The sequence below is a fragment of the Pigmentiphaga litoralis genome (assembly GCF_013408655.1).
GTDB classification, from domain to species: domain Bacteria; phylum Pseudomonadota; class Gammaproteobacteria; order Burkholderiales; family Burkholderiaceae_B; genus Pigmentiphaga; species Pigmentiphaga litoralis_A.
Map to the genome: position 1 here is coordinate 3,238,947 of NZ_JACCBP010000001.1, position 20,003 is coordinate 3,258,949.

Annotated in this window: 14 protein-coding genes; 6 read left to right on the plus strand and 8 right to left on the minus strand. The window is 65.1% G+C overall.

Annotated features, from left to right (window positions below):
* The first annotated feature begins 7 nt into the window (after positions 1-7).
* From HD883_RS14665 to mqo, 4 genes are all read left to right on the plus strand, one after another.
* A complete protein-coding gene (locus tag HD883_RS14665; protein WP_179584189.1) occupies positions 8-2,866 on the plus strand; it encodes a C1 family peptidase in 2,859 nt (952 codons plus the stop codon).
* Positions 2,866-6,780, plus strand: a complete 3,915-nt coding sequence (locus tag HD883_RS14670) for a patatin-like phospholipase family protein (RefSeq protein WP_179584187.1) — start codon at positions 2,866-2,868, stop codon at positions 6,778-6,780. Before HD883_RS14665 ends, HD883_RS14670 begins: the two co-directional genes overlap by 1 nt.
* Positions 6,781-6,885: 105 nt before the next feature.
* Positions 6,886-7,743: an SAM-dependent methyltransferase gene (locus HD883_RS14675; RefSeq protein WP_179584185.1), complete on the plus strand. Its 858-nt coding sequence runs from the start codon at positions 6,886-6,888 to the stop codon at positions 7,741-7,743.
* Between the two features lie 304 nt (positions 7,744-8,047).
* Positions 8,048-9,694, plus strand: a complete 1,647-nt coding sequence (gene mqo, locus HD883_RS14680; protein ID WP_179584183.1) for a malate dehydrogenase (quinone) — start codon at positions 8,048-8,050, stop codon at positions 9,692-9,694.
* A 21-nt stretch (positions 9,695-9,715) separates the two neighbouring features.
* Here mqo and HD883_RS14685 read toward each other — a convergent pair whose 3' ends face one another.
* The gene (locus tag HD883_RS14685; protein WP_179584181.1) at positions 9,716-10,153 is read right to left on the minus strand and encodes a cupin domain-containing protein; all 438 of its coding nucleotides are present in this window, start codon (positions 10,151-10,153) and stop codon (positions 9,716-9,718) included.
* Between the two features lie 75 nt (positions 10,154-10,228).
* The gene (locus HD883_RS14690; protein WP_179584179.1) at positions 10,229-10,852 is read right to left on the minus strand and encodes a TetR/AcrR family transcriptional regulator; all 624 of its coding nucleotides are present in this window, start codon (positions 10,850-10,852) and stop codon (positions 10,229-10,231) included.
* A 119-nt stretch (positions 10,853-10,971) separates the two neighbouring features.
* On the opposite strand from HD883_RS14690, the gene HD883_RS14695 reads away from it, so the two are divergent.
* Together HD883_RS14695 and HD883_RS14700 are read left to right on the plus strand one after the other, a co-directional pair.
* Positions 10,972-11,793 (plus strand): metal-dependent hydrolase, encoded by an 822-nt coding sequence (locus HD883_RS14695; protein ID WP_179584177.1) that lies wholly within the window; start codon positions 10,972-10,974, stop codon positions 11,791-11,793.
* A gap of 60 nt (positions 11,794-11,853) precedes the next feature.
* Positions 11,854-12,264 carry a DUF6152 family protein gene (locus tag HD883_RS14700; RefSeq protein WP_257022210.1) on the plus strand — a complete coding sequence of 137 codons (411 nt, stop codon included), beginning with the start codon at positions 11,854-11,856 and terminating at the stop codon, positions 12,262-12,264.
* Positions 12,265-12,266: 2 nt separating this feature from the next.
* Here the strand turns inward: HD883_RS14700 and nikE are convergent, their stop codons facing one another.
* From nikE to phnA, 6 genes are all read right to left on the minus strand, one after another.
* Complete coding sequence (gene nikE, locus HD883_RS14705; RefSeq protein WP_179584175.1) at positions 12,267-13,856, minus strand: nickel ABC transporter ATP-binding protein NikE; 1,590 nt, start codon at positions 13,854-13,856, stop codon at positions 12,267-12,269.
* Between the two features lie 4 nt (positions 13,857-13,860).
* Complete coding sequence (locus tag HD883_RS14710; protein ID WP_179588551.1) at positions 13,861-14,775, minus strand: ABC transporter permease; 915 nt, start codon at positions 14,773-14,775, stop codon at positions 13,861-13,863.
* Positions 14,776-14,791: 16 nt separating this feature from the next.
* Positions 14,792-15,685, minus strand: coding sequence for an ABC transporter permease (locus HD883_RS14715; RefSeq protein WP_257022212.1), 894 nt, complete (start codon positions 15,683-15,685; stop codon positions 14,792-14,794).
* Positions 15,670-17,199, minus strand: coding sequence for an ABC transporter substrate-binding protein (locus HD883_RS14720; protein WP_257022213.1), 1,530 nt, complete (start codon positions 17,197-17,199; stop codon positions 15,670-15,672). The genes HD883_RS14715 and HD883_RS14720 overlap by 16 nt, the downstream gene beginning before the upstream one ends.
* A gap of 24 nt (positions 17,200-17,223) precedes the next feature.
* Complete coding sequence (locus HD883_RS14725; RefSeq protein ID WP_257022215.1) at positions 17,224-18,654, minus strand: alkaline phosphatase family protein; 1,431 nt, start codon at positions 18,652-18,654, stop codon at positions 17,224-17,226.
* Positions 18,655-18,723: 69 nt separating this feature from the next.
* Complete coding sequence (phnA, locus tag HD883_RS14730) at positions 18,724-19,986, minus strand: phosphonoacetate hydrolase (protein WP_179584171.1); 1,263 nt, start codon at positions 19,984-19,986, stop codon at positions 18,724-18,726.
* Positions 19,987-20,003: the final 17 nt, after the last annotated feature.

Consider the following 20,003-nt stretch of genomic DNA (forward strand, 5'->3'; position numbering starts at 1 on the left):
GTTGGCAATGACGATGCTGTTGATCAAGGGATCTACCGGGGCGGAAGTTGGCAGGTTGGCCGAGGCGCTGTTGCGCGAACTCGGTGACGACGCTGGCGACTTTCCGAATCTTGCAGGCATGGAAACGATCGATGCGGACTTCGACGCCGCGATCCGCCGATGGCAGGCGGGGGTCGGGCTGATTGCCGATGGCGTCGTCGGTCCGTTGTGCCAGGTGCTGCTGGAAATGATTCCGCCGCAGGGCGGCAAGTTCGCCAGCACGCCGCTGACCGTGGCTGCCGTCAGCCGGTTGTTCCCGGCAACCAAGCCGGCCAACATCGCGCGCTACCTGCCCTACATCGAAGCGGCGCTGGGCGTGTGCGACCTGACCGATCCGCCGATGGTGCTGGGGGCGCTGGGCACGATCCGGTCCGAGTCCGAGGGCTTCGTGCCCATTACCGAATTTCCGTCCAAGTTCAACAGCGACCCGGGCGCGGCGCCGTTCAATCGGTATGACGGCCGGCTGGGCAACGATGTGCCGGGTGACGGCTTTCGCTATCGCGGCCGCGGTTTCGTCCAGTTGACGGGCAAGTTCAACTATCGGAAATACGGCGCCAAGATCGACTTTCCGCTGGAGACGCTGCCCGACCTGGCAAATGCGCCCGAAGTGGCCGCCTTGCTGTTGGCGACCTTTCTGGGCGACGTGGCCGGCAAGTTCCGGCCCGCGTGCGAAAAGGGCGACCTTGCCACCGCGCGCAAGTGCGTCAATGGCGGCAGCCACGGGCTGGACCGGTTCCGCAGCGTGTTCGCGCTGGCCAAGACGGCATGGAGCACGGAGACGCATGGCGTGGGCGCAGGCAAGTCGCCCACGTTCGCGTCGCGCCGAACGTCGTTGACCAGCGCCAAGACCAAGAAGGACACCGACGACCTGCGTGACCGGCTGTACCAGCCGGGTGCGATCAGCCTGCCCAATGAATTCCCGTCTTCCAGTGACGTGCAGACCTATCTGGCGCGCTACACGCAGGTCGGACTGATACTGGACCAGGGACGCGAAGGCGCGTGCACCGGCTTCGGATTGTCTTGCGTCATCAACTATCTGCGGTGGATCAAGTCCGGGCATCCCGACAAGGATTTCATCTCGGTCAGCCCGCGCATGCTGTACACCCTGGCCCGCCGCTACGACGAATACGAAGGCGAGAACTACGAAGGATCGAGCTGCCGCGGCGCGATCAAGGCGTGGTTCAGCCACGGGGTCTGCCTGGAAGACGACTGGCCCTACTCTCCCGAAAAATCCAACCCGCCGCATTACGGCTACGCCAAGCGCGCGGCCAGTACTACGCTGGGCGTCTATTACCGTGTCGAGACGCGGTCCATCACGGACATGCAGGCGGCGCTGCGACAGCACGGCGCGGTCTTCGTATCGGCATTCACGCACGATGGCTGGCTGGATGTGCCGGATACGGGCGGTTGCCCGACCAGCCATCAGGACCTGCCCGAGATCGAATTCGATGGCCGCCCCTCGCAGGTCGACGGCCATGCGTTTGCGCTGGTCGGCTTCGATGCGCGCGGGTTCATCGTGCAGAATTCCTGGGGCCCGAGTTGGGGCGCGGGCGGCTTTGCGATCCTGTCGTATCGCGACTGGCTGGCCAACGCGATGGATGCGTGGGTGGTGGCGCTGGGCGTCGCGGGCGTCATCGAGGGCCGGCTGGTCGCATCGAATCGCGATGGCAGTGGTGTCGCCGGCGCAAGTATCGACAAGAGCAAATGGTGGGATGCCTCGGTGGCCTATCAGCACAGCATTGTGCTGGGCAATGATGGCCGCGTGATGCGGTATGTAAGCGAAGACGAAAAGCCGCGCAAGCTGCAGCAGCAGGTCTATGCCCTGCCCGACCAATGGTTCCGCACGACACCCGCGCAACAGAAGAAGCGGCTGGTGCTGTATGCGCACGGCGGTCTGAACAGCGAAAAGGCGGCGATCGACCGGGCCAGCGCCATGGGCCGGTACTTCGTCGCCAACGGCTGCTACCCGCTTTTCCTGGTCTGGAAAACCGGGCTGCTGGAATCGTTGCAGGGCATGCTGTCCGAATCGGTGCGGACCCCGGCGGCCCGGGGCGATCTGGCCGGCACGTGGACGGATGCATCGGACGCCCTGATCGAAAAGACCTTTGCCCGCCCCCTGGCGCGCCCGATATGGTCAGAGATGAAAGAAAACGCGGAGCTGGCCTTTGCCCCGCGGCGCGGCGGCGAACTGCTGCTCGACGCGCTGGCGGCTTTGGTGGAGACCTGGGGCGATCAATTCGAATTGCATCTGGTCGGGCATTCGGCCGGGTCGATCATCCTTGGCCATTTGCTCAGTGCACTGCGCATGCGGGGCGCCCTGGCCGATCGCGTCACCTCGATCCATCTGTACGCGCCGGCATGCACCGTGCCGTTTGCCAACAAGCATTACGCCAGCGACTCGCGCTTCATGAACCGTCTCTTTCTGGACGTGCTGTCGGATGAGGTGGAACGCGCCGATACGGTGTCCGCCATCTACCGCAAGTCGCTGCTGTACCTGGTGTCCAATGCGCTGGAAGCGGATCTGCGCACGCCCATCCTTGGCCTGTCGAACATCTGGAACCCGGACTACTCAGGATGGGACGGATCATCGGATACCGCCGAGGCGCTGTCGGCATGGCGCAAGGCCTTCGATGATGCCGAGGGCAAGGTGCTGGATGTAGTCGACACGGCCAAGGTGCGCGTGGGCACTGAAGCCAACGGACAAGCGGCCCAGCAGAAGGCCGCGCACGGCAGCTTCGACAACGATGTTGCCGTGGTCGCCCGCACGCTGGAGCGCATTACCGGGGGCGCACTGTCCACACCGGTCGACGAACTGCGGGGGTTCTAGTGAAGCGGCTCGACACCTTGGTGGACCGGCGCCGCAAGATCCTGCAGGACCCGGACCTGCCGGAAGGGCATGACAACAAGTGGGGCCTGGCGCTGTCAGGGGGAGGCATCCGCAGCGCGACCTTTGCGCTGGGCCTGGTCACCGCACTGGCCAAGAAAAAGATGCTGCTGCGCTTCGACTTGCTGTCGACGGTGTCGGGCGGCGGGTATGCGGGGGCGACGATAGGCCGGCTGTTCGATCGGGTGCGGGCCAAGGCAGCCGTGGTGGATGCCGACAAGGGATCGACGGGCGATGCGGCCCGCGCGGTGCAGGAAGGCCTGGCGCGCGACGAAGCCACATGGACGACGTGGTGGCTGCGCGCCAACGGGCGGTATCTGATTCCCAGCGGCGTGCTCGATGGCACGTTGATCGTGGCGCTGTATGTGCGCAACGTGTTGGCCGTGCATTTCGAATTGGCGCTGCTGGCCCTGCTGGCGGGCATCTTCCTGGCCTGCGTGAACCTGTTCGCGTGGACAGGGCTGGCGGCGCTGGGATGGATAGGCGGGGATACCTTCTTCGACGCCTTTCGCTGGCTGTCGCCGTGGCTGCCGGTGCCGTGGATTGCGCTGGCCGTGTTCACCGTGATCGGGGCCATCCAGACGTCGGCCTTCTGGTGTTTTCCGTATGTGCGGAAACGAGGCGCGTCGCACCGCGCATTCGCCGTCGTGATCACGGCCATGATCGCGATCGTGGCCCTGCACCCGCTGTTCGACACGGCCCCCGGGCGCCCCGGCAGTGTGGTGCGCGAAGGGCTGTGGGTGACCATGGTCGCGCTGATGTTCTGCTGGCTGCTGGGCGCGCTGTATGCGCAGCGCATCTGGATCAAGGCGCGCCGCCGGCTGCCGGATGCCAGTTCGGCCGCGGCCGATGTGCTCAGTGTACTGACGCAGCGCCTGTCGAATACCTTTCGATGGGGCATTGCCTTTCTGGCGCTGGGCATTGTCGAACGATTCGCGTGGCATCTGGCGTTCGAGCCCAGTGGCTTTGACACCGCCACGGTCGGCATCGTGCTGACCATCGTGGCGCCGGCCTTGCGGGCCGCCCTGCCCTTTGCATCGCGCTTGACGAATCCCACCGCAGGCGTGCGCCTCGGGCTGCTGATTGGCCGCGGACTGGGCTATCTGATCGTCGCGCTGCTGGCGGCGTTCTGGATGTCGCTGGCCTATCGCGCGGTGCTGGGCGCGTACTTCGATCGCACCACGCTGGCCTTCTGGCCGGCGCTGACCGTGGCGGTGTTGCTGATGCTGCCGATGGCGATCTACCTGGCGGTGACCGGACGCAATATCGAATTCCTGAATCTGTCGTCGCTGCATTCCTTCTACCGCGCGCGCCTGGTGCGCAGCTATCTGGGCGCGGCCAATTACCGCCGCTTCGAAGCGGCGGGCCCGCTCGACGAAGGCACGCTCACCCCGGTCCCTGCCGACCTGCCGCTGGGCAAGGTCGTGAGCGAAGTCGAAGAAGTGCATCTGGATGATGACGTCGCGATCAACGACTACCGGCCCATGGATGCCGGAGGTCCGGTGCACCTGATCACCATGTGCGTGAACCAGACCAATGATCCGCGCGGCGGCATCTTCAACCGCGACCGCCAGGGCCTGCCGCTGACCATCGTGTCGGGCGGCTACATGCGCGAGGGCATCGAGAACTGGTCCGAGATGCGGCGCGAAGAACCGTTGAGCCTGGGAACCTTCATCGCCATTTCAGGCGCAGCCATCGCGCCGGCATTGGGTGCGCTGACGCGGGGCGGCATCTCGGCGCTGGCCATGTTCGCGGGCTTGCGGCTGGGGTATTGGTGGAGCAACGAGCGCCGCAATGGCGAGGACACCCGGTCGGTGCACGCGTGGACCGGCAAATCGCGACGCATACTGAACGAATTGCGCGGCCGCTTCCAGGGCACGCAAGGACCCGACTGGTTCCTGACCGACGGCGGGCATTTCGAGAACACGGGCGCCTACGCGCTGCTGGCCGAGCGCTGCCGGGTCATCGTCGTTTCCGACGCGGGCGCGGATCCGACCTATGCATTCGGCGACCTTGAGAATCTGGTACGCAAGGCGCGGATCGACCTGAATGCCGACATCCGTTTCATGCGGCCCCGCAATCCGCCCGACCTGCGCCTGAGTCCGCCCGTGGCCGAACTGGCGCAGTTCGGCACCATTGATGATCTGGCCTCGTCCAAGAGCAATGCGTGCATGGCGCTGGCCACCGTCATCTACGCCGAAGATCCGCTGCACCCCGGCATCCTGATCTACATGAAGCCGAATTTTTTCATCGGCCTGCCGGTGGACCTCGTCAACTTCAAGGCCGCCAATCCCTACTTTCCGCAAGAGCCGACGTCGGATCAGTTCTTTTCGGAGTCGCAATGGGAAAGCTACTTCCTGCTTGGACAGGAGATGGGCAAGGCGTTGTCGATCGATCTGTTGAACTGCATTGCCGCGGCGCCCGATGCCTACTTCGTGCAAGACACGAGCTCGACCCTCGACAAGGCGTTGACGCGTGACAAGAACGCCGTGCCGGCCGGCGCGCCTGCGACACCGATGCAGGCGATCTCGCGCATTCCGGCGCGTATCGCCGTGTCGACGGTAAAGGCGACAGTCGGACTGACCGCGGTCGCGGCCATCGGTGCATCGGCCTGGCAGGGCCTGGAAGCCTGGCGCACCGCGCGGGAAAAGAGCGTCGATACCGAACGCACGGCGCTTTCCAGCCTGTCGTCGACCTGGCTGGAAACGCAGCGAGCTCGCGCCTCGGACACGCCGCAACGCGTCGAAGCCGTGTCGCGTCTGGCGACCACGCTGCTGTATACCGCCGACCGTATCTGCGCCCACGGGCAGGCCGAGTGGTTCCAGCAGCCCGGGCTCGCGCGCGAAATCGCGATCGACGCTTTTGCGGAATGCCGCAAGCTCGATGTGCTGGCGTCGCGGTCGTGCGCCGTGCTGCTGCAGTCGGTCGGCAATCCGGCCAGCCGCACCGTGAACACCTGCCTTGGCCCCCTGCTTGAACGGCCGCCGCAGCGCTACGAAACCTACTGGGCCTACGACTACACCACCCGGGCATCGCCGCATCTGCTGCACCCGTGCGACCGGTACCGGCAGGACCTGCGCCTGGAAGCCATGCCGGTCACCATCACCGATGCGGTCGACCCACCCGCGGCCGGATGCCGGCTGGGCACATTCGCGTTCGGCGTGCCCGGCGAGGCCATCGTCCGCACGGTGATGGCGGGCGTCAACGACGGCTTCCAGTACCTGCAACGCCTGGCCGGCCTGAACACGCACGATCTGTGGCTGAGCCGGTTCGCGCGGGACAGAGGCAGCGACATTGCCATCGCGGACAGCAGTCCGGCTGCCGCAGCGCCTGCGCCGTCGGCCCTGGAGCCGTTTCCCGCCACCGACGCCAGGGTCGTCGCGTCTGCCAGCGTGCCCGCACCAGCGGCCCTGCCCGCCAGGCCCATCGCCCCGCCTCCACCCACCGTCATCGATGCCGAAGCGCGCGCTGCGTGCAGTGATGTCGCCATCTTCGTGCAGGTCTACGACCGCGAATCGTATGACGCGGCCCTGCGGCTGCGAGGACCGTGGTCGGCCATTCAGGCGCGCTTCCAGCCGATCGAGAACGTGCAGCAATCGGCCGAGGCGCGCGGCCGCCCCAACCTGACACCGGTTACCGAACCGACGATCCGCTATCACCGCAACGATGCCGCGGCATGCGCCGCTTACCTGTGGCCCGTGGCGCGGCAGACGTTGACCTTGCCGGGGCCGGTCACGCCTCGCCCGCTGGCGGCGCGCTTTCCCAGCACGCCGTCCACCATCGAAGTCTGGCTGCCGCCCCGGACAGCCATCACCACCCGGGAGGCGGCTGCAAAAACTTTAACAAACGGTCGATAGTCAGCTTCCTGTCAGCCATGGTATTGCTGTGGGCGGTACCCGCTCCACGCACCGAGGATCCTGCCAACCCCGCGCCCGACCGAGGGCCATCAGAGGAAAGTCGCCATGTCTGTCCCGTTCGTTACGCCGTCCGTCCTGCCCACCGCTTCGGTTCACCCCCGCAGTACCCGCAACCGCCCGGCGCTCGCCGCCGTGCTGGTCGCCGCCCTGGCCTTCGGCACGACAGCCCTGGCGCAGTCACCCGGCTACACCTATACCCCCGACGTCGGACAGGCCGGCAAGGATGTGGTCTGGGTCCCGACGCCGCAACCGGTCGTGGACAAGATGCTGGAACTGGCCAACATCACCCCGAAGGACACCGTGCTGGATCTGGGGTCGGGGGACGGGCGCACCGTCATCACGGCAGCCAAACGCGGGGTGAAAGCCCATGGCGTCGAATACAACCCCGACATGGCCGCCCTGGCCCGCGCCAACGCCGACAAGGAAGGCGTGTCGAAGATGGCGACCTTCCAGACCGCCGACCTGTTCGAGATCGACCTGTCGCAAGCCACGGTCATCACCATGTTCCTGTTGCCCACGATCAACGAGCGGCTGCGTCCCAAGCTGCTTGAACTGCCGGCCGGCACGCGCGTCGTCTCCAACTCCTTCCCCATGGGCGACTGGAAGCCTGACCGTTCCGAAACCGTCAGCCAGGGCTGCTCCAACTACTGCACGGCCCTGATGTGGGTGGTGCCCGCCAAGGCGGCCGGCACATGGCAGCTGGACGGCCAGCGCCTGACATTGAAGCAATCGTTCCAGAACCTGGAAGGCACGCTGGGCACGAATGCGATCAGCGACGCCAAGCTGGAAGGCAAGAAAATCGCCTTCACTTCCAATGGCATCCGCTACGAAGGCATGGTCGAAGGCAATGCCATGACCGGCACCGCCGGCGGCGGCAAGAGCTGGTCGGCACGGAAGAGCTGATCGGCCCGCGCGGGATAGCCTCAGGGTTATCCCGCGCATTCTTGGTACAATCCCCAGGTTCCATGCGGCGTTCGCTACAACGCCGCTCCCCATTCGCCCGGATCGCGCCGGGCCGCCCCCGCGACAGGTGCTCGCCCGGGCTCCGAGTGCCGGCCCGCAGCGCACGAACCAAAAATAGTGCTGCGCCGGACGCTGACGGTATTTCCTTGAAATCCCAAAGCTGGTGCAGGAGACAGATCAACGAGTCCCAGGCAATTGCCTGACGGCTCGTCCTTGTCGTATCTGTTCAGAAGGTAGTCAATCAATGTTGAAGCGAATGATCCCGGCCATGCTGGGCCTGGTTGCGTCGGTGGCCGTCCTGCCGCTGCATGCGGCCGAAACCAAGAAGGTCGATGTGCTCCTGATCGGCGGAGGCATCATGAGTTCCACCCTGGGCGTCCTGCTGCACGAACTGGAGCCGGGCTGGAGCATGGAAATGGTCGAGCGCCTGGACAAGGTCGCCATGGAAAGCTCGAACGGCTGGAACAATGCCGGCACCGGCCATTCGGCACTGGCCGAACTGAATTACACCCCGCAAGACAAGACCGGCAAGGTCGACATCTCCAAGGCCATCGAGATCAACGAAGCCTTCCAGGTGTCCCGCCAGTTCTGGTCGTCGCAGGTGAACCGCAACGTCCTGAAGAACCCGCGCACCTTCATCAACTCGACGCCGCACATGAGCTTCGTCTGGGGAGATGAAGACATCGCGTTCCTGCGCAAGCGCTACGAGGCCCTGAAGGCCAGCCCCCTGTTCGCGGGCATGCAATATTCCGAAGACCCGGAGCAGATCAAGAAGTGGGTCCCGCTGATGATGGAAGGCCGTGACCCCGCGCAGAAGATCGCCGCGACCTGGACGCCCATCGGCACCGACGTCAACTTTGGCGAGATCACCCGCCAATTCGTTGGCCACCTTGAAGGCACGCCCAACTTTTCGCTCAAGACGTCCAGCGACGTGAAGGACATCACGCGCAACAAGGACGGCACGTGGCGGGTCGAATACAAGAACCTGAAAGACGGCCAGACCTCGCAGACCGACGCCAAGTTCGTGTTCATCGGCGCGGGCGGCGGCGCGCTGCACCTGCTGCAGAAGTCCGGCATTCCGGAAGCCAAGGACTACGCCGGCTTCCCGGTTGGCGGCTCGTTCCTGGTGACCGAGAACGCCACCGTGGCCCAGCAGCATCTGGCCAAGGCCTACGGCAAGGCCGCCGTGGGTGCGCCCCCGATGTCGGTGCCCCACCTGGATACGCGTGTGCTCGACGGCAAGCGCGTGATCCTGTTCGGCCCCTTCGCGACCTTCTCGACCAAGTTCCTGAAGGAAGGCTCGTACCTGGACTTGTTGACAAGCACAACGATGCACAACGTCTGGCCCATGATGCGCGTGGGCGTGGCGCAGTATCCGCTGGTCGAATACCTGGCCGGTCAGCTCATGCAATCCGATGATGACCGCTTCAACGCCCTGAAGGAATACTTCCCGAATGCGAAGAAGGAAGACTGGCGCCTGTGGCAAGCCGGTCAGCGTGTGCAGGTCATCAAGCGCGACAAGGAAAAGGGTGGCGTGCTCAAGCTCGGCACCGAGATCGTGACGTCGGCCGACGGCAGCATCGCCGGCCTGCTGGGCGCCTCGCCCGGTGCGTCGACCGCCGCCCCGATCATGCTCGACCTGGTTGGCAAGGTCTTCAAGGACAAGGTCGCCTCGCCCGACTGGCAAGCCAAGCTGCGTGACCTGGTGCCCAGCTACGGCACGACGCTGAATGGCAGCCCGGCCCGCGTGCAACAGGAATGGAACGCGACCGCGTCCACCCTGCAACTGACGACGCCGCCCACCATCGACCTGACCCCGCCGCCCGCACCGCCCACCGGCAACGTGCCGCAGCGCAAGAAAGAGCAGACCGACGCCGACCTGGCGTTGTGATGTGAAATTGGGGAAACGGGGCTACCCCCGCTTCCCCCAGATCGCGTCCCAGGCGCGGCCGGCCATGTCCACGACCTGGCCGTCTTTCTCGTAGAACTTGTTGGGCACCTGGAACATCGCCAGGGTCACGCAGCCATCGGGTGACCACGCGGAGTGCCGGCTGCCGGGTTCGCGCCAGACGAACTCGCCGGGGCCCACGGCAACGCCCTCGGCCGGGCCTTCCAGATCCACCAGGGATCCTTCCAGCAGATACGTCTGTTCGATCAGCACATGCTCGTGGTCGGGCAGGGTCGCGCCCGGCGCGAAGCGCATCAGCGAGGTCAGCAGGCCCGATGCGGCATCGAACAGCAGAACCTTGATCTCACAGCCCGGAAAGCGCGTCGCCTGCCACGGCATGTCGGCAGGACGAACGATGTGGGTATGTCCGGGAACGTCTTGCGGCGCGGCTGGCGATGACATGGGGTCGACCTTCTGAAGGGAAACGACAGGGTGCGAAGCGCGGAACGACCGCGCCTGGAAAGTATAGGCGCGGCGCTAGCGCGGCCCGCCCGCCACGGAAATCACCAGCCGCGTCGCCGGACCGACCAGGTGGCGCAGGCCTGCCGACGCATCGGCTTCGATCGTTTGCAAGATCAACTCGTTGATGCCGCCAACAACCGCCATCGCCATGTCGGCGGGCAGCCTGCGGCCGTCCGCGTTGACCGTGGCCGATTGCACGAAGGCCGCGATCTGCGCATTGGCCTGCCGCCGCACCTGCAGGCCCGGCAAGCCGCAGCCCAGGATCTCGACGAACAGGGTCTTGAGCAGACGCGGATCCTGCGCCAGGAAATCCAGGTAGGCCGTCAATGCCGTCTCGACCTGGTCCTGCCAAGGGCGCGACAGATCGACGGCGCCCTGCAGCGCCGCCAGCGCCTGCTGGCTGGCCATTGCGTAGAGCGCAAGCAGGCAGTCCGCCTTGGTCTCGAAATGCTCGTAGAACGTCCGGCGCGACACGGCGGCCTCGCGCACGATGTCGGCGATGCTCGTGTCCGCATAGCCCTTCGCGGCGAGGGCCTGCGCCATGCCACCCAGCAGGCGCAAGTAGTGCTCATGCGGCACGGCAGCCGGCAGGGAAGCGTCGGGTGGGTCAGTCTTTACGCGGGACGCAGCAGAAGCCATTGGGGCAACATCGTGAGTGGATTGGTACTTGACAGTACCAGAAGTCGGTCGCATGATGTTGGTACGCGATCGTACCATTCGCACTGACATCATGCCGCGCGTCATGAAGGAGCCTTTCGATGACCGATCTTGTCGTCCGCCGTTTGTTGATCGACCTGCAGCCGCCCATTCCGCGCACCTGGTGTGGCGGCGATGCGTTCGCAACCGCCTTCTTCAATGCCTTGTCGATGAGCTTTCCGTTCGGCGAGCAATTCTTTATCGACGCCTTGCGCGGCGTGCTGGCCACCCTGCCCCCCGATGCGCATGCGCGCTGGCAGCCCGAGGTCAAGGGTTTCATCGGCCAGGAAGCCACGCACCGGCGCATCCACAGCCTGTTCAACGCCCACCTGGAACAGCAGGGACTGGTGGACGGCTGGACGCCACGCGCCGCCAAGCGCGCGACGCGGCTTGTAGGAATGGACTCCCGCCATGCGCTTGCGGTGACTGCCGCCAACGAACACTTCACGGCCATGTTCGCGGACTGGCTGCTGGCCCACCCCGACGTCCTGGATGGCGCCGAGCCGCGCCTGAAAACGATGTGGCTATGGCACGCCGCCGAAGAGTCCGAACACAAGACCACCGCGTTCGATCTGTACCGTGCGGCGGGCGGATCGGAAAAAGCCCGCAAGCGCTGGTTTGCGGTCACCACGTCGATGTTCCTGCGCGACCTGCTGCGCCAAACCGTTGCGAATCTCAACAAAGAAAAGCAATTGTGGAAACGGTCGACGTGGGCCAGCGCCGCGCGCCTGTTGCTCGGCCGCAAGGGGTTGTTCGGCGCGAATCTGACAGCGTGGCGACGGTATTTTTCCAGCGACTTCCATCCGTCGGAACACGAGAGCGGGCTGGCCCATGCCTGGCTGCGCGACAACCGGGACGCCTACGTTCCGGTCGGGGCGCGATAGCCTGCTAGCATGGTCAGGACCGCGCTTGGATCAGACGAGCGCATTGCCCAGGAGCTCTTCATGACACCGATCCCGACTCCCCGCACGACTGCACGACGCCACCTGATCCACTGGGCCGCCGCCGCCCTGACCGCCTGCGCCACCCTGCCAGCCTTCGCGCACCACGGGTGGTCGTGGGCCGAGGGCGAGCAGACCGAACTGTCGGGCACGATCCAGACGATTTCGATGGCGCCGCCGCACCCCACCTTGAAGGTCAAGGCGACCGATGGCGTCGTCTGGCAGATCGACCTGGGCAACCCGAACCAGACCGAACGGTCCGGCTTTACGGGTCAGTCGGCCAAGGCCGGTGACACCATCAAGGTGCTCGGCAACCGGTCGCAAAATCCCAAGGACATGGTGATGAAGGCAGTGCGCATCACGCTCGATGGCCGCAACTTCGACATGTATCCGGAGCGGATCCAGGCGAAGTAGCATCAGGCCGCTTCGCACATCTCGCGCGCCCACTTGCCCGCCGCCACCAGCGACCGGGTGTAGGCGTTGCGCGGCTCCGAGAACACGGCGTGCGTGTCACCCTGCTCCACCACGCGGCCCTGATGCAGTACCAGCGTGCGTTCGGCCACGCTCTGCATCACCGCCAGGTCGTGCCCGATGAACACCAGGGTCAGCTGCCGTTCCTTGCGCAACCTGTCGATCAGCGCCAGCACCTGCGCACGCACCGTGGCGTCAAGCGCCGACACCGGTTCATCGCAGATCAGCAGACGCGGGTCGGTCGCCAACGCCCGTGCAATCACCACCCGCTGCCGCTGGCCACCCGATAGTTCGTGCGGATACCGCTTGAGCAGGCCCGCATCCAGGCCGACCTCGGCAAGCAACCCCGCGCTGCGCCGAACGATATCCGCAGGCGTGCCGAGCCGATGAATGGTCTGGGGTTCCGCCAGGGCCTGCCCGACCGTACGGCGCGGATTCAGACTGCCCGACGTGTCCTGGAACACGAACTGGCATGATCGCGCGAATGCCAGCCGATTCGCCCGATCGGCGGGGTCGCGTCCCATAACCCGGAGCGTGCCCGCAGCGACCGGCAGCATGCCCATGATGGCGCGGGCCAGCGTGCTCTTGCCCGAGCCCGACTCGCCAACAATTCCGATCGCCTCGCCCATGCCGACCTTCAGGTCGATGTCGTGCACCACGCGGCGGGACCCGTAGGCGATGCAGACGCGGTCCAGTTCGACAGCGCATGCCGTCGCGGCCAAGGCAGGTGCGGCCGCAGGCATCGGTTGTGGCCGGGCGGCCAGCAAGCCACGCGTATACGGATGAACAGGCCGTCGCATCACCTCGCCGACGGCAGCACATTCAAGCACCTCGCCGTGACGCATCACAGCGATACGATCGGCCATCGCGCCGACCGCATCCAGGTCGTGCGTCACGAACAGCATCGCCATGCCCCGCGTGCGCTGGATGCGCCGCAGCAGCTGCAGCACCTGGACCTGCGTGCTGATGTCGAGCGCGGTGGTGGGCTCATCGGCAATCAGCAATTCCGGCTCGGACGCCAGCGCCATGGCGATCATGACCCGCTGCTGCTGGCCACCCGACAGCTCGAAAGGATGGCGGGCCAACTGACGGTCCGGCGTGGAAAGTCCCACCTCGGCAAGCAGCGCCTGCGCACGACGCTGCGCGTCGGCCACGCGAAGCTCGGGCCGATGCGCGCGAAGGGTTTCGATGATCTGCACGCCCACGGTCATCAGCGGATTCAACGAATTCATCGGGTCCTGGAACACCATGGCGATGCGTCGGCCCCGCAGCGCACGCAGGCTGGCGTCGGGCGCACCGACCAGTTCGAGTCCGTCGTAACGAATCGACCCCGACAGCTTAGCCACGGCTGGCAACAGGCCAAGGATGGCCAGCGATGTCATGGACTTGCCGCTGCCGGACTCACCGATCAGACCGACCGATTCTCCACGCGCGATCTGCAAGGACAGGTGGTTGACGACCGTCTTTGTGCCGCAGCGGATCGACAGCCCGGAGATGTCCAGCAGGGGCGTCTGCAATGAAGGGGAATGCGGCATGACGTTACTCCGGGTTCGCCCGTGCAAGACGCGGATCGATCTTGCGGTGCATGGCGACGGTCAACAGGTTGATAAGCACAACGAATGCAGCGAGCGTCACGACGGCGGCCTGGATGACCGGGTAGTCGCGGCCGCGGATCGCGTCGAGCGTCAGGCTGCCGATCCCCGGCAGGCCGAACAAGGCCTCCATCGTCAAGGTGCCGCCAATCAGGCCACCCAGAATGACACCGGAAAGCGCCACGACCACCGACAACGAATTTGGCAGCATGTGGCGCCAGGCCACACGCCAGCGCGACAGTCCCTTGGCATGCGCGGTGCGCACGAACGCGGCCTGCGCGGTCTCTTTCAGTTCCTCGTACAAGGGCTTGACGATCTGCCCGGCAATGTCGATGCCGATGATGACGATGGGCAGGAACATCTGGCCCCGGATCGGCAGCCATTTGAGCCAGACCGAAAACACCAGGATGCAGAGGATGCCCAGACAGAAAGTCGGCACGGCGATCGACCACAGGTTCAGGGACTCGATCCACGGGCCTATCCTTGACCGGGGAAAGGCCAGCCCGGCGACCGCCAGCGTGACGCCCAGCAGAAGGCCCAGCGCCAGGCCCCCTCCGGAAAGCACCAGCGAGGTGGGCAGCGCGTTGGCGATCATGTCGCCCACGGGCGCGCCGAAACGCATGGACTCGCCCATGTCGCCGTGCAGCGCATGCCAGGCCCACCGGCCAAATTGTTGCGGCAGGGATGCATCCAGGCCCAGCGACACACGCATCGCTTCGAGCTGGGCGGCATCGTAGTCGCCTCGCGCTGCGTAGAAATCGGTCACATCCCCCGGCACTGCCCGCACCAGCAGGAAGATGACGAAGGCGATGCACAGCACCTTGGCGCCCTGGCGCAGCGCAAACGCCGCGGTCCGTTTCATGGCGGGATCCATCATGTCAATGCTCCAGCAAACGTTCGGCACGCAGGGGATCGAAGCGCCTGCGCAAACGATCGCCCGTGACCGCAAGCGCCAGGCTCAATGAGGCCAGCGCGATGACGGGACACATGAGCGATGCCGGCGCGGCCTCGGCAAATTCGACGGCACTGGCAATGATCCGGCCCCAGGTGGGGATTTCGGGGGCGGCGCCCAGGCCGAAAAAACTCAACACCGATTCGGTGACCACTGCGCGTGGCAGGATGATCGCCACCTGGGTCAACAAGGCCCCGAGCATGTTGGGCAGCACATGCCGTACCGCAATGGCCCAGGGGCCTGCGCCAATTACCCTTGCGGCGGCGACGTAGCCCGATGCCATTTCCCGTTCGTACACGGCGCGCGCCAGATAGGCGAACAGCGGCATGAACGCAACGCCTACCGCCACGATGACCGAGCGGGTACCGATGCCCAACGCGACCATCAATGCGAGCGATAACAGAATGGCTGGCATGGTTCGCACGATATCGAACCCGGCGTACACCACGGCGCGTGTTCGGCCGCCGATCACACAGCCGATAAGGCCGATCCCGGCCCCGCCGGCCAAGGCCAGCAGGGTCGCAAGAATCGACACCGTCAACGTCAGCCGCGTGCCCGATATCAGGCGTGCCGCCGTGTCGCGGCCGAAGCTGTCGGTGCCCAGCCAATGCCCTGCGCTGGGTCCAAGATTGCGTGCCAGGAAGTCCTGCGCGAAGGGATCCTGCGTCAGCAGCGACGGACCGAACACCGCCACCATGACGCTGGCTGCCACCACGGCATAGGCCAGCCAGTGCCATTGCCAGCGCCGCTTGCGCGGCTGCACCGCGGGTGACCGCGACAGGTCGGCCGAGGGCATGACCGCGCTCATGTTGTCAGCCATGTCCGCGCCAGGCCACCATCCACGCGGTTCTGGCTCCAGGTAAAGCCGGTGCGATAGCCCTGCACGCGCGTGCCGACGCCAATCATGTCGGCCGAGTGGCCCAGTCCGACGAAGTACTGGTTGTCGAGGACGCGCTGCCATGCGGCCAGATAGTTGGATCGCGCGAGCGCACTGCTGGACGACGCCGAGGCCACGCCGATCAGCCGGTCCAGTTCCTTGTCCTGGATGCCTCCCCACAACATCGGGCTGGGACCATCCGACAGGAAGCGCGCGTAGCGCAGATAGACGTCGGAACGCGGGCCGGAATTCATGGGCGTGATGTCCCAGTCATACTGGCCGAGTGCGCGTTGCGCGCCGATGTCGTCCAGCGCCTGGTGATCGATCTTGAACCCGAGCTGGCGCACCATCTGGGCCGCCACCTGCGAATAGTCGTTCTGCCAGGACACCATCTTGAGGGTGTGATCGCCCGGCACGACACCGGCTGTCTGCAGCAAGGCCCGCGCCTTCGCCAGGTCAGGCGCCGCATACGGATCGCGTTGCTCGACACCCGCGTCCCAATAGAAGGTCTTGGGACGCACGGGCTGGTTGCTGGTCAGCGCATCGCTGCCGCCAACGAAGTTCATGAAGGTGCGCTTGTCCATCGACATCGCGATCGCCTGGCGCACGCGAGCATCCTGCATCAGCGCGCGCGGCTTGCGATTGTTGAACGACATGAAGTACCAGGCCGTGTCACCCAGCGGCTGCGTCGCGATGCGATCGCTGCGCAGTGACGCGACCTTGTCCTGACGCACATAGCCGATATCGAGATCGCCCGAACGCAACAGAAGACTGTTGTCCTGGTCGCCGCGCAGGTCGAACTGCACCGCATCCAGGTAGGGCAGTCCGGCCTGCCAATACTGCTTGAACGCCGGCGCGGTGAACCGCACATTGGGCTGCCACTGGCCGAAGGTGAACGGGCCCGTGCCGATCGGCTTGCGTATCGTGGCGTCCCAGCCTTCGGACTCGGGTGCCACGATCCACAGTTCCGACAGCAGGTTCAGCAGGGGCGCATAGCTTTCCGACAAGGCCACCACGACGGTGGTGTCGTCGGGGGTGGTGATGGTTTGCACCAGCTTCATGGCTCCGCTCAGCCAGCCGCTCTTGACCTTGTCGCGGACGCGTTCCATGTTGGCCTGCACATCGCGTGCCGTCATCGTGCGACCGTTGTGGAACTTGACGTTGCGGCGCAGATGGAAGGTGTAGGTCTTGCCATCTTCAGAGACGTCGTAGCGTTCCGCCAGGAAAGGCTTGGCCGTGCCATCGTCCCCGATGCTGGTCAGCGTCTCGGCATAGACCTGCTGCACCGCGATCGAACCGGAGTGACGATGCGGGTCCGCGGTATCCAGGCCCAGCAAGGCCAGTTTGAGGGTGCCGCCACGGCGCGGGGCGCCGCCTGCAGCAGGTTGGGCATAGGCGGGAAGCGCCAGGGTCGTGGCGGTGCAACCCATGGCGATCAGGAAATGTCTGCGGTGCATGGTCGGTTCCATTCGTCGAGCGGATCAGGTCGTGGGATCAAGAGGCAAGGCGCATCCATCCATGCCGTCATGCGGCAGGCCAAGATGGCGAAGCAGTGTCGGGGCAATATCGATAAGACTGGCGGCATGCATCGACGCGCGCGACGCCGCGAAGCCACCGCCGTCGAACACAAGAAACGGGCGCTGCTCGTAGCGGCCCAGGCCGCCGTGCTGGCCGTGGCCAAGGTAGTTCTTGGCTTCGTCCGGATCGTCGACAACGTAGGCGAAGCCTGCAACGCCGTAGTCGTTCGTGCGATCGTCATGGGCCATGTCGACAGCGATGGCGCAACAGGGATCCCCGACGGGAAGCCCCAGGGCTGACAACGCGGCCCCGTGATGCACGCCGCCACACCAGGGCTGCGCGCTCAGCCAGTCGACCAAGGCAGGAATGCGATCCTGCGCGTCCGGTGCCACGCCCAGCACGAAGGCCGTGCCATTGGGCGCAAGCACGACGTCCCGGCTGTCCATCGATTGCTTCAGGCCGGCTTCGACCAGCCATCGCGTGACGGGGACGTGCTCGCACACGGTTTCCATGCCGTGGTCCGAGCCGACGGCAAGCAGCACATCGTCGCCCTGGGCTCGCAGGGCGTCGACCTCGGTCAGCACACGGGCCACACAAACATCCGCGTTGGCGATGCCGCGCCGGTGCGCCGGAGAGCCAAGAGGATGGCCGTGCCCGCTGTGGTCGGGTTCGGACAGCCACAGCACCGACAGGCGAGGCGCCGTGCCGTCGCGCAGGTGCGAGCAGAAGCGTTCGGTCATGACGGTGTCGCCGGCCGCGCCGCTGCGAATGGTCAGCGCCGCCGAGTCGTCGAGCGGCTGCCGGCCCGGCCCGTACGAGCCCGCGCGGTGGTGGACTTCGCCATGGCCGTCGGGGTCGAAAAAGTATGCTGCCCCGGGCGATACGTTGGACATGATCCACGCCCCGCCGTGCCCGGCCATGCGTTCAGCCAACGTCGGCATGCGGAGTGTGCCGCCCGTTGCGGCGACCAGGTGGGATCGAAAGGCGGGATCGCCGACCGATCTGCACCGCAGGCCATCGGGTTCCTGCAGGACGACCGTATTGCCCAGCAGACCGTGCCGGGCGGGCAGGCAGCCTGTGGCAATGCTGGCGGAACTGGTGCGGGTCGTGGAGGGGAATACCCCCCGTGCCTGGGTGAATGCGCAGCCCTCTGCGAGCAGCGCAGACAACCTTGGGGCCAGGCTCGGATCGATCAGGTCGCGACGCAGGCTGTCGCAGATGATCAATATCGCTTTGGATGCTTTTTTCATGCGACCATAATAAATATTTCGCATGTCCGTTTGATTACAGCGGAATAATATTGCTATTATTCTTTCTATAATAATCTGGATAAAAAAAATGCACGCGAGGCCCTGCCTCAAAGGCAGCAGACCCACGTGCATCAATGCATTCAAGCGTCAGTGGAATCGGCTAACGGAAACCGATATTGTGCGGTTCAAGCGCTATTAACGACATAATAAAATCTACTGTAGATTGACGTCCTCATTAACTGAAATGCCGTTCAACACATAATCAAAAATATCGAAGTTGCGCAGCCTGCTGTGGCCGGCGCGCTGCTCGTAGGTGCCGTTCAGCGGATGCGACACCAGGAACGGCACCGCCTGTTCCGAAAATCCGCCATGCGATCGCAGCGGGTGCCGCCCAAGGTTGGACAGATCATGTTCGTCAGCGCGCGAGCCGATCACGTGGTCGTGTTCCGACACCGCCAGAAAGTCGCCTTCCCTATCGGCGGGCAATTCCAATTGCTCTGCGGCCTCCTGTCTGGCCAGCACGGTCTTGACGCCGGACAGTGCCTGGCTGAACGCAATCATGGCGGGCACGTCGGCAGCGTCCCGCGCGTACACACGCACGAAGGATCCCAGCGCGCCATGGTGACGCACGAACGGATCGGTGATCGGGCAGATGACCCGGGCGCTGCCTTTGCCAAATTCCGCTTCCAGGCGATCCTGCAGGAAGATCACGTTGGCCTGCCCGCTGTCGGCCGTCTTCCGGCTCATGCCGTGATCGGCCACGCATCCCACGACCGCGCCCAGGTCCACGAACGCTTGAATACGCGTATCGACCGCGCGCAAGAAGGCGTCCGACTCGGGATCGCCCGGTGCATGCTTGTGCTGGATGTAATCCGACAGCGACAGATACAGCAACTGCGCACGGCCGGCGCGCAGCAGGGCCAGTCCTGCATCGAGCACATACAACGACAGGTCGCCGGAATACATGTCTGGGGCCGGGCGGCCGACCAGCGCTTCCACGTCATCGATGCCGTGCTCTTCCAGCGTGCACCCGGCAGCTTCCTGGGTCGAGAAGCTGATCCCTTCCATCTCGTGGCCAAGGATCTTGCGCAGCTTGTCCTTGGCGGTAATGGAAGCCGTCGGCACACCGGACTGCGACAGCAAGGCCAGCAGCGTCTGGCCGCGCAGCAAGGTGGCGTCGGTCACCATGATCTCGCGGCCGGTGTCGGGCTCCAGATAGTAGTTGCCCGAAATGCCGTGCACCGATGGGGGCGCGCCCGTCACGATCGACACGTTGTTCGGATTGGTGAACGAGGGCATCACACAATCTGCCGTCCCGACAAAACCGTTCCGCACGAAAGAGGCGATCGTGGGGCACACGCCATCACGAATGCCCTGCTCGATGTATTCCGGATCGCATCCATCGATGCAGATCACGACAGTCGGGCGGGTGGGCAACGCATAACGGCGTTGATGCAGTTCAATGTAGGGAGTCATGTCGGGCAGCGCCTTGC

Coding starts and splice junctions, on each gene's coding strand:
- HD883_RS14665 (WP_179584189.1), top strand. CDS start 8: ATGACGATGCTGTTGATCAAGGGATCTACCGGGGCGGAAGTTGGCAGG.
- HD883_RS14675 (WP_179584185.1), top strand. CDS start 6,886: ATGTCTGTCCCGTTCGTTACGCCGTCCGTCCTGCCCACCGCTTCGGTT.
- mqo (WP_179584183.1), top strand. CDS start 8,048: ATGTTGAAGCGAATGATCCCGGCCATGCTGGGCCTGGTTGCGTCGGTG.
- HD883_RS14685 (WP_179584181.1), bottom strand. CDS start 10,153: ATGTCATCGCCAGCCGCGCCGCAAGACGTTCCCGGACATACCCACATC.
- HD883_RS14690 (WP_179584179.1), bottom strand. CDS start 10,852: ATGGCTTCTGCTGCGTCCCGCGTAAAGACTGACCCACCCGACGCTTCC.
- HD883_RS14695 (WP_179584177.1), top strand. CDS start 10,972: ATGACCGATCTTGTCGTCCGCCGTTTGTTGATCGACCTGCAGCCGCCC.
- HD883_RS14700 (WP_257022210.1), top strand. CDS start 11,854: ATGACACCGATCCCGACTCCCCGCACGACTGCACGACGCCACCTGATC.
- nikE (WP_179584175.1), bottom strand. CDS start 13,856: ATGCCGCATTCCCCTTCATTGCAGACGCCCCTGCTGGACATCTCCGGG.
- HD883_RS14710 (WP_179588551.1), bottom strand. CDS start 14,775: ATGAAACGGACCGCGGCGTTTGCGCTGCGCCAGGGCGCCAAGGTGCTG.
- HD883_RS14715 (WP_257022212.1), bottom strand. CDS start 15,685: ATGGCTGACAACATGAGCGCGGTCATGCCCTCGGCCGACCTGTCGCGG.
- HD883_RS14720 (WP_257022213.1), bottom strand. CDS start 17,199: ATGCACCGCAGACATTTCCTGATCGCCATGGGTTGCACCGCCACGACC.
- phnA (WP_179584171.1), bottom strand. CDS start 19,986: ATGACTCCCTACATTGAACTGCATCAACGCCGTTATGCGTTGCCCACC.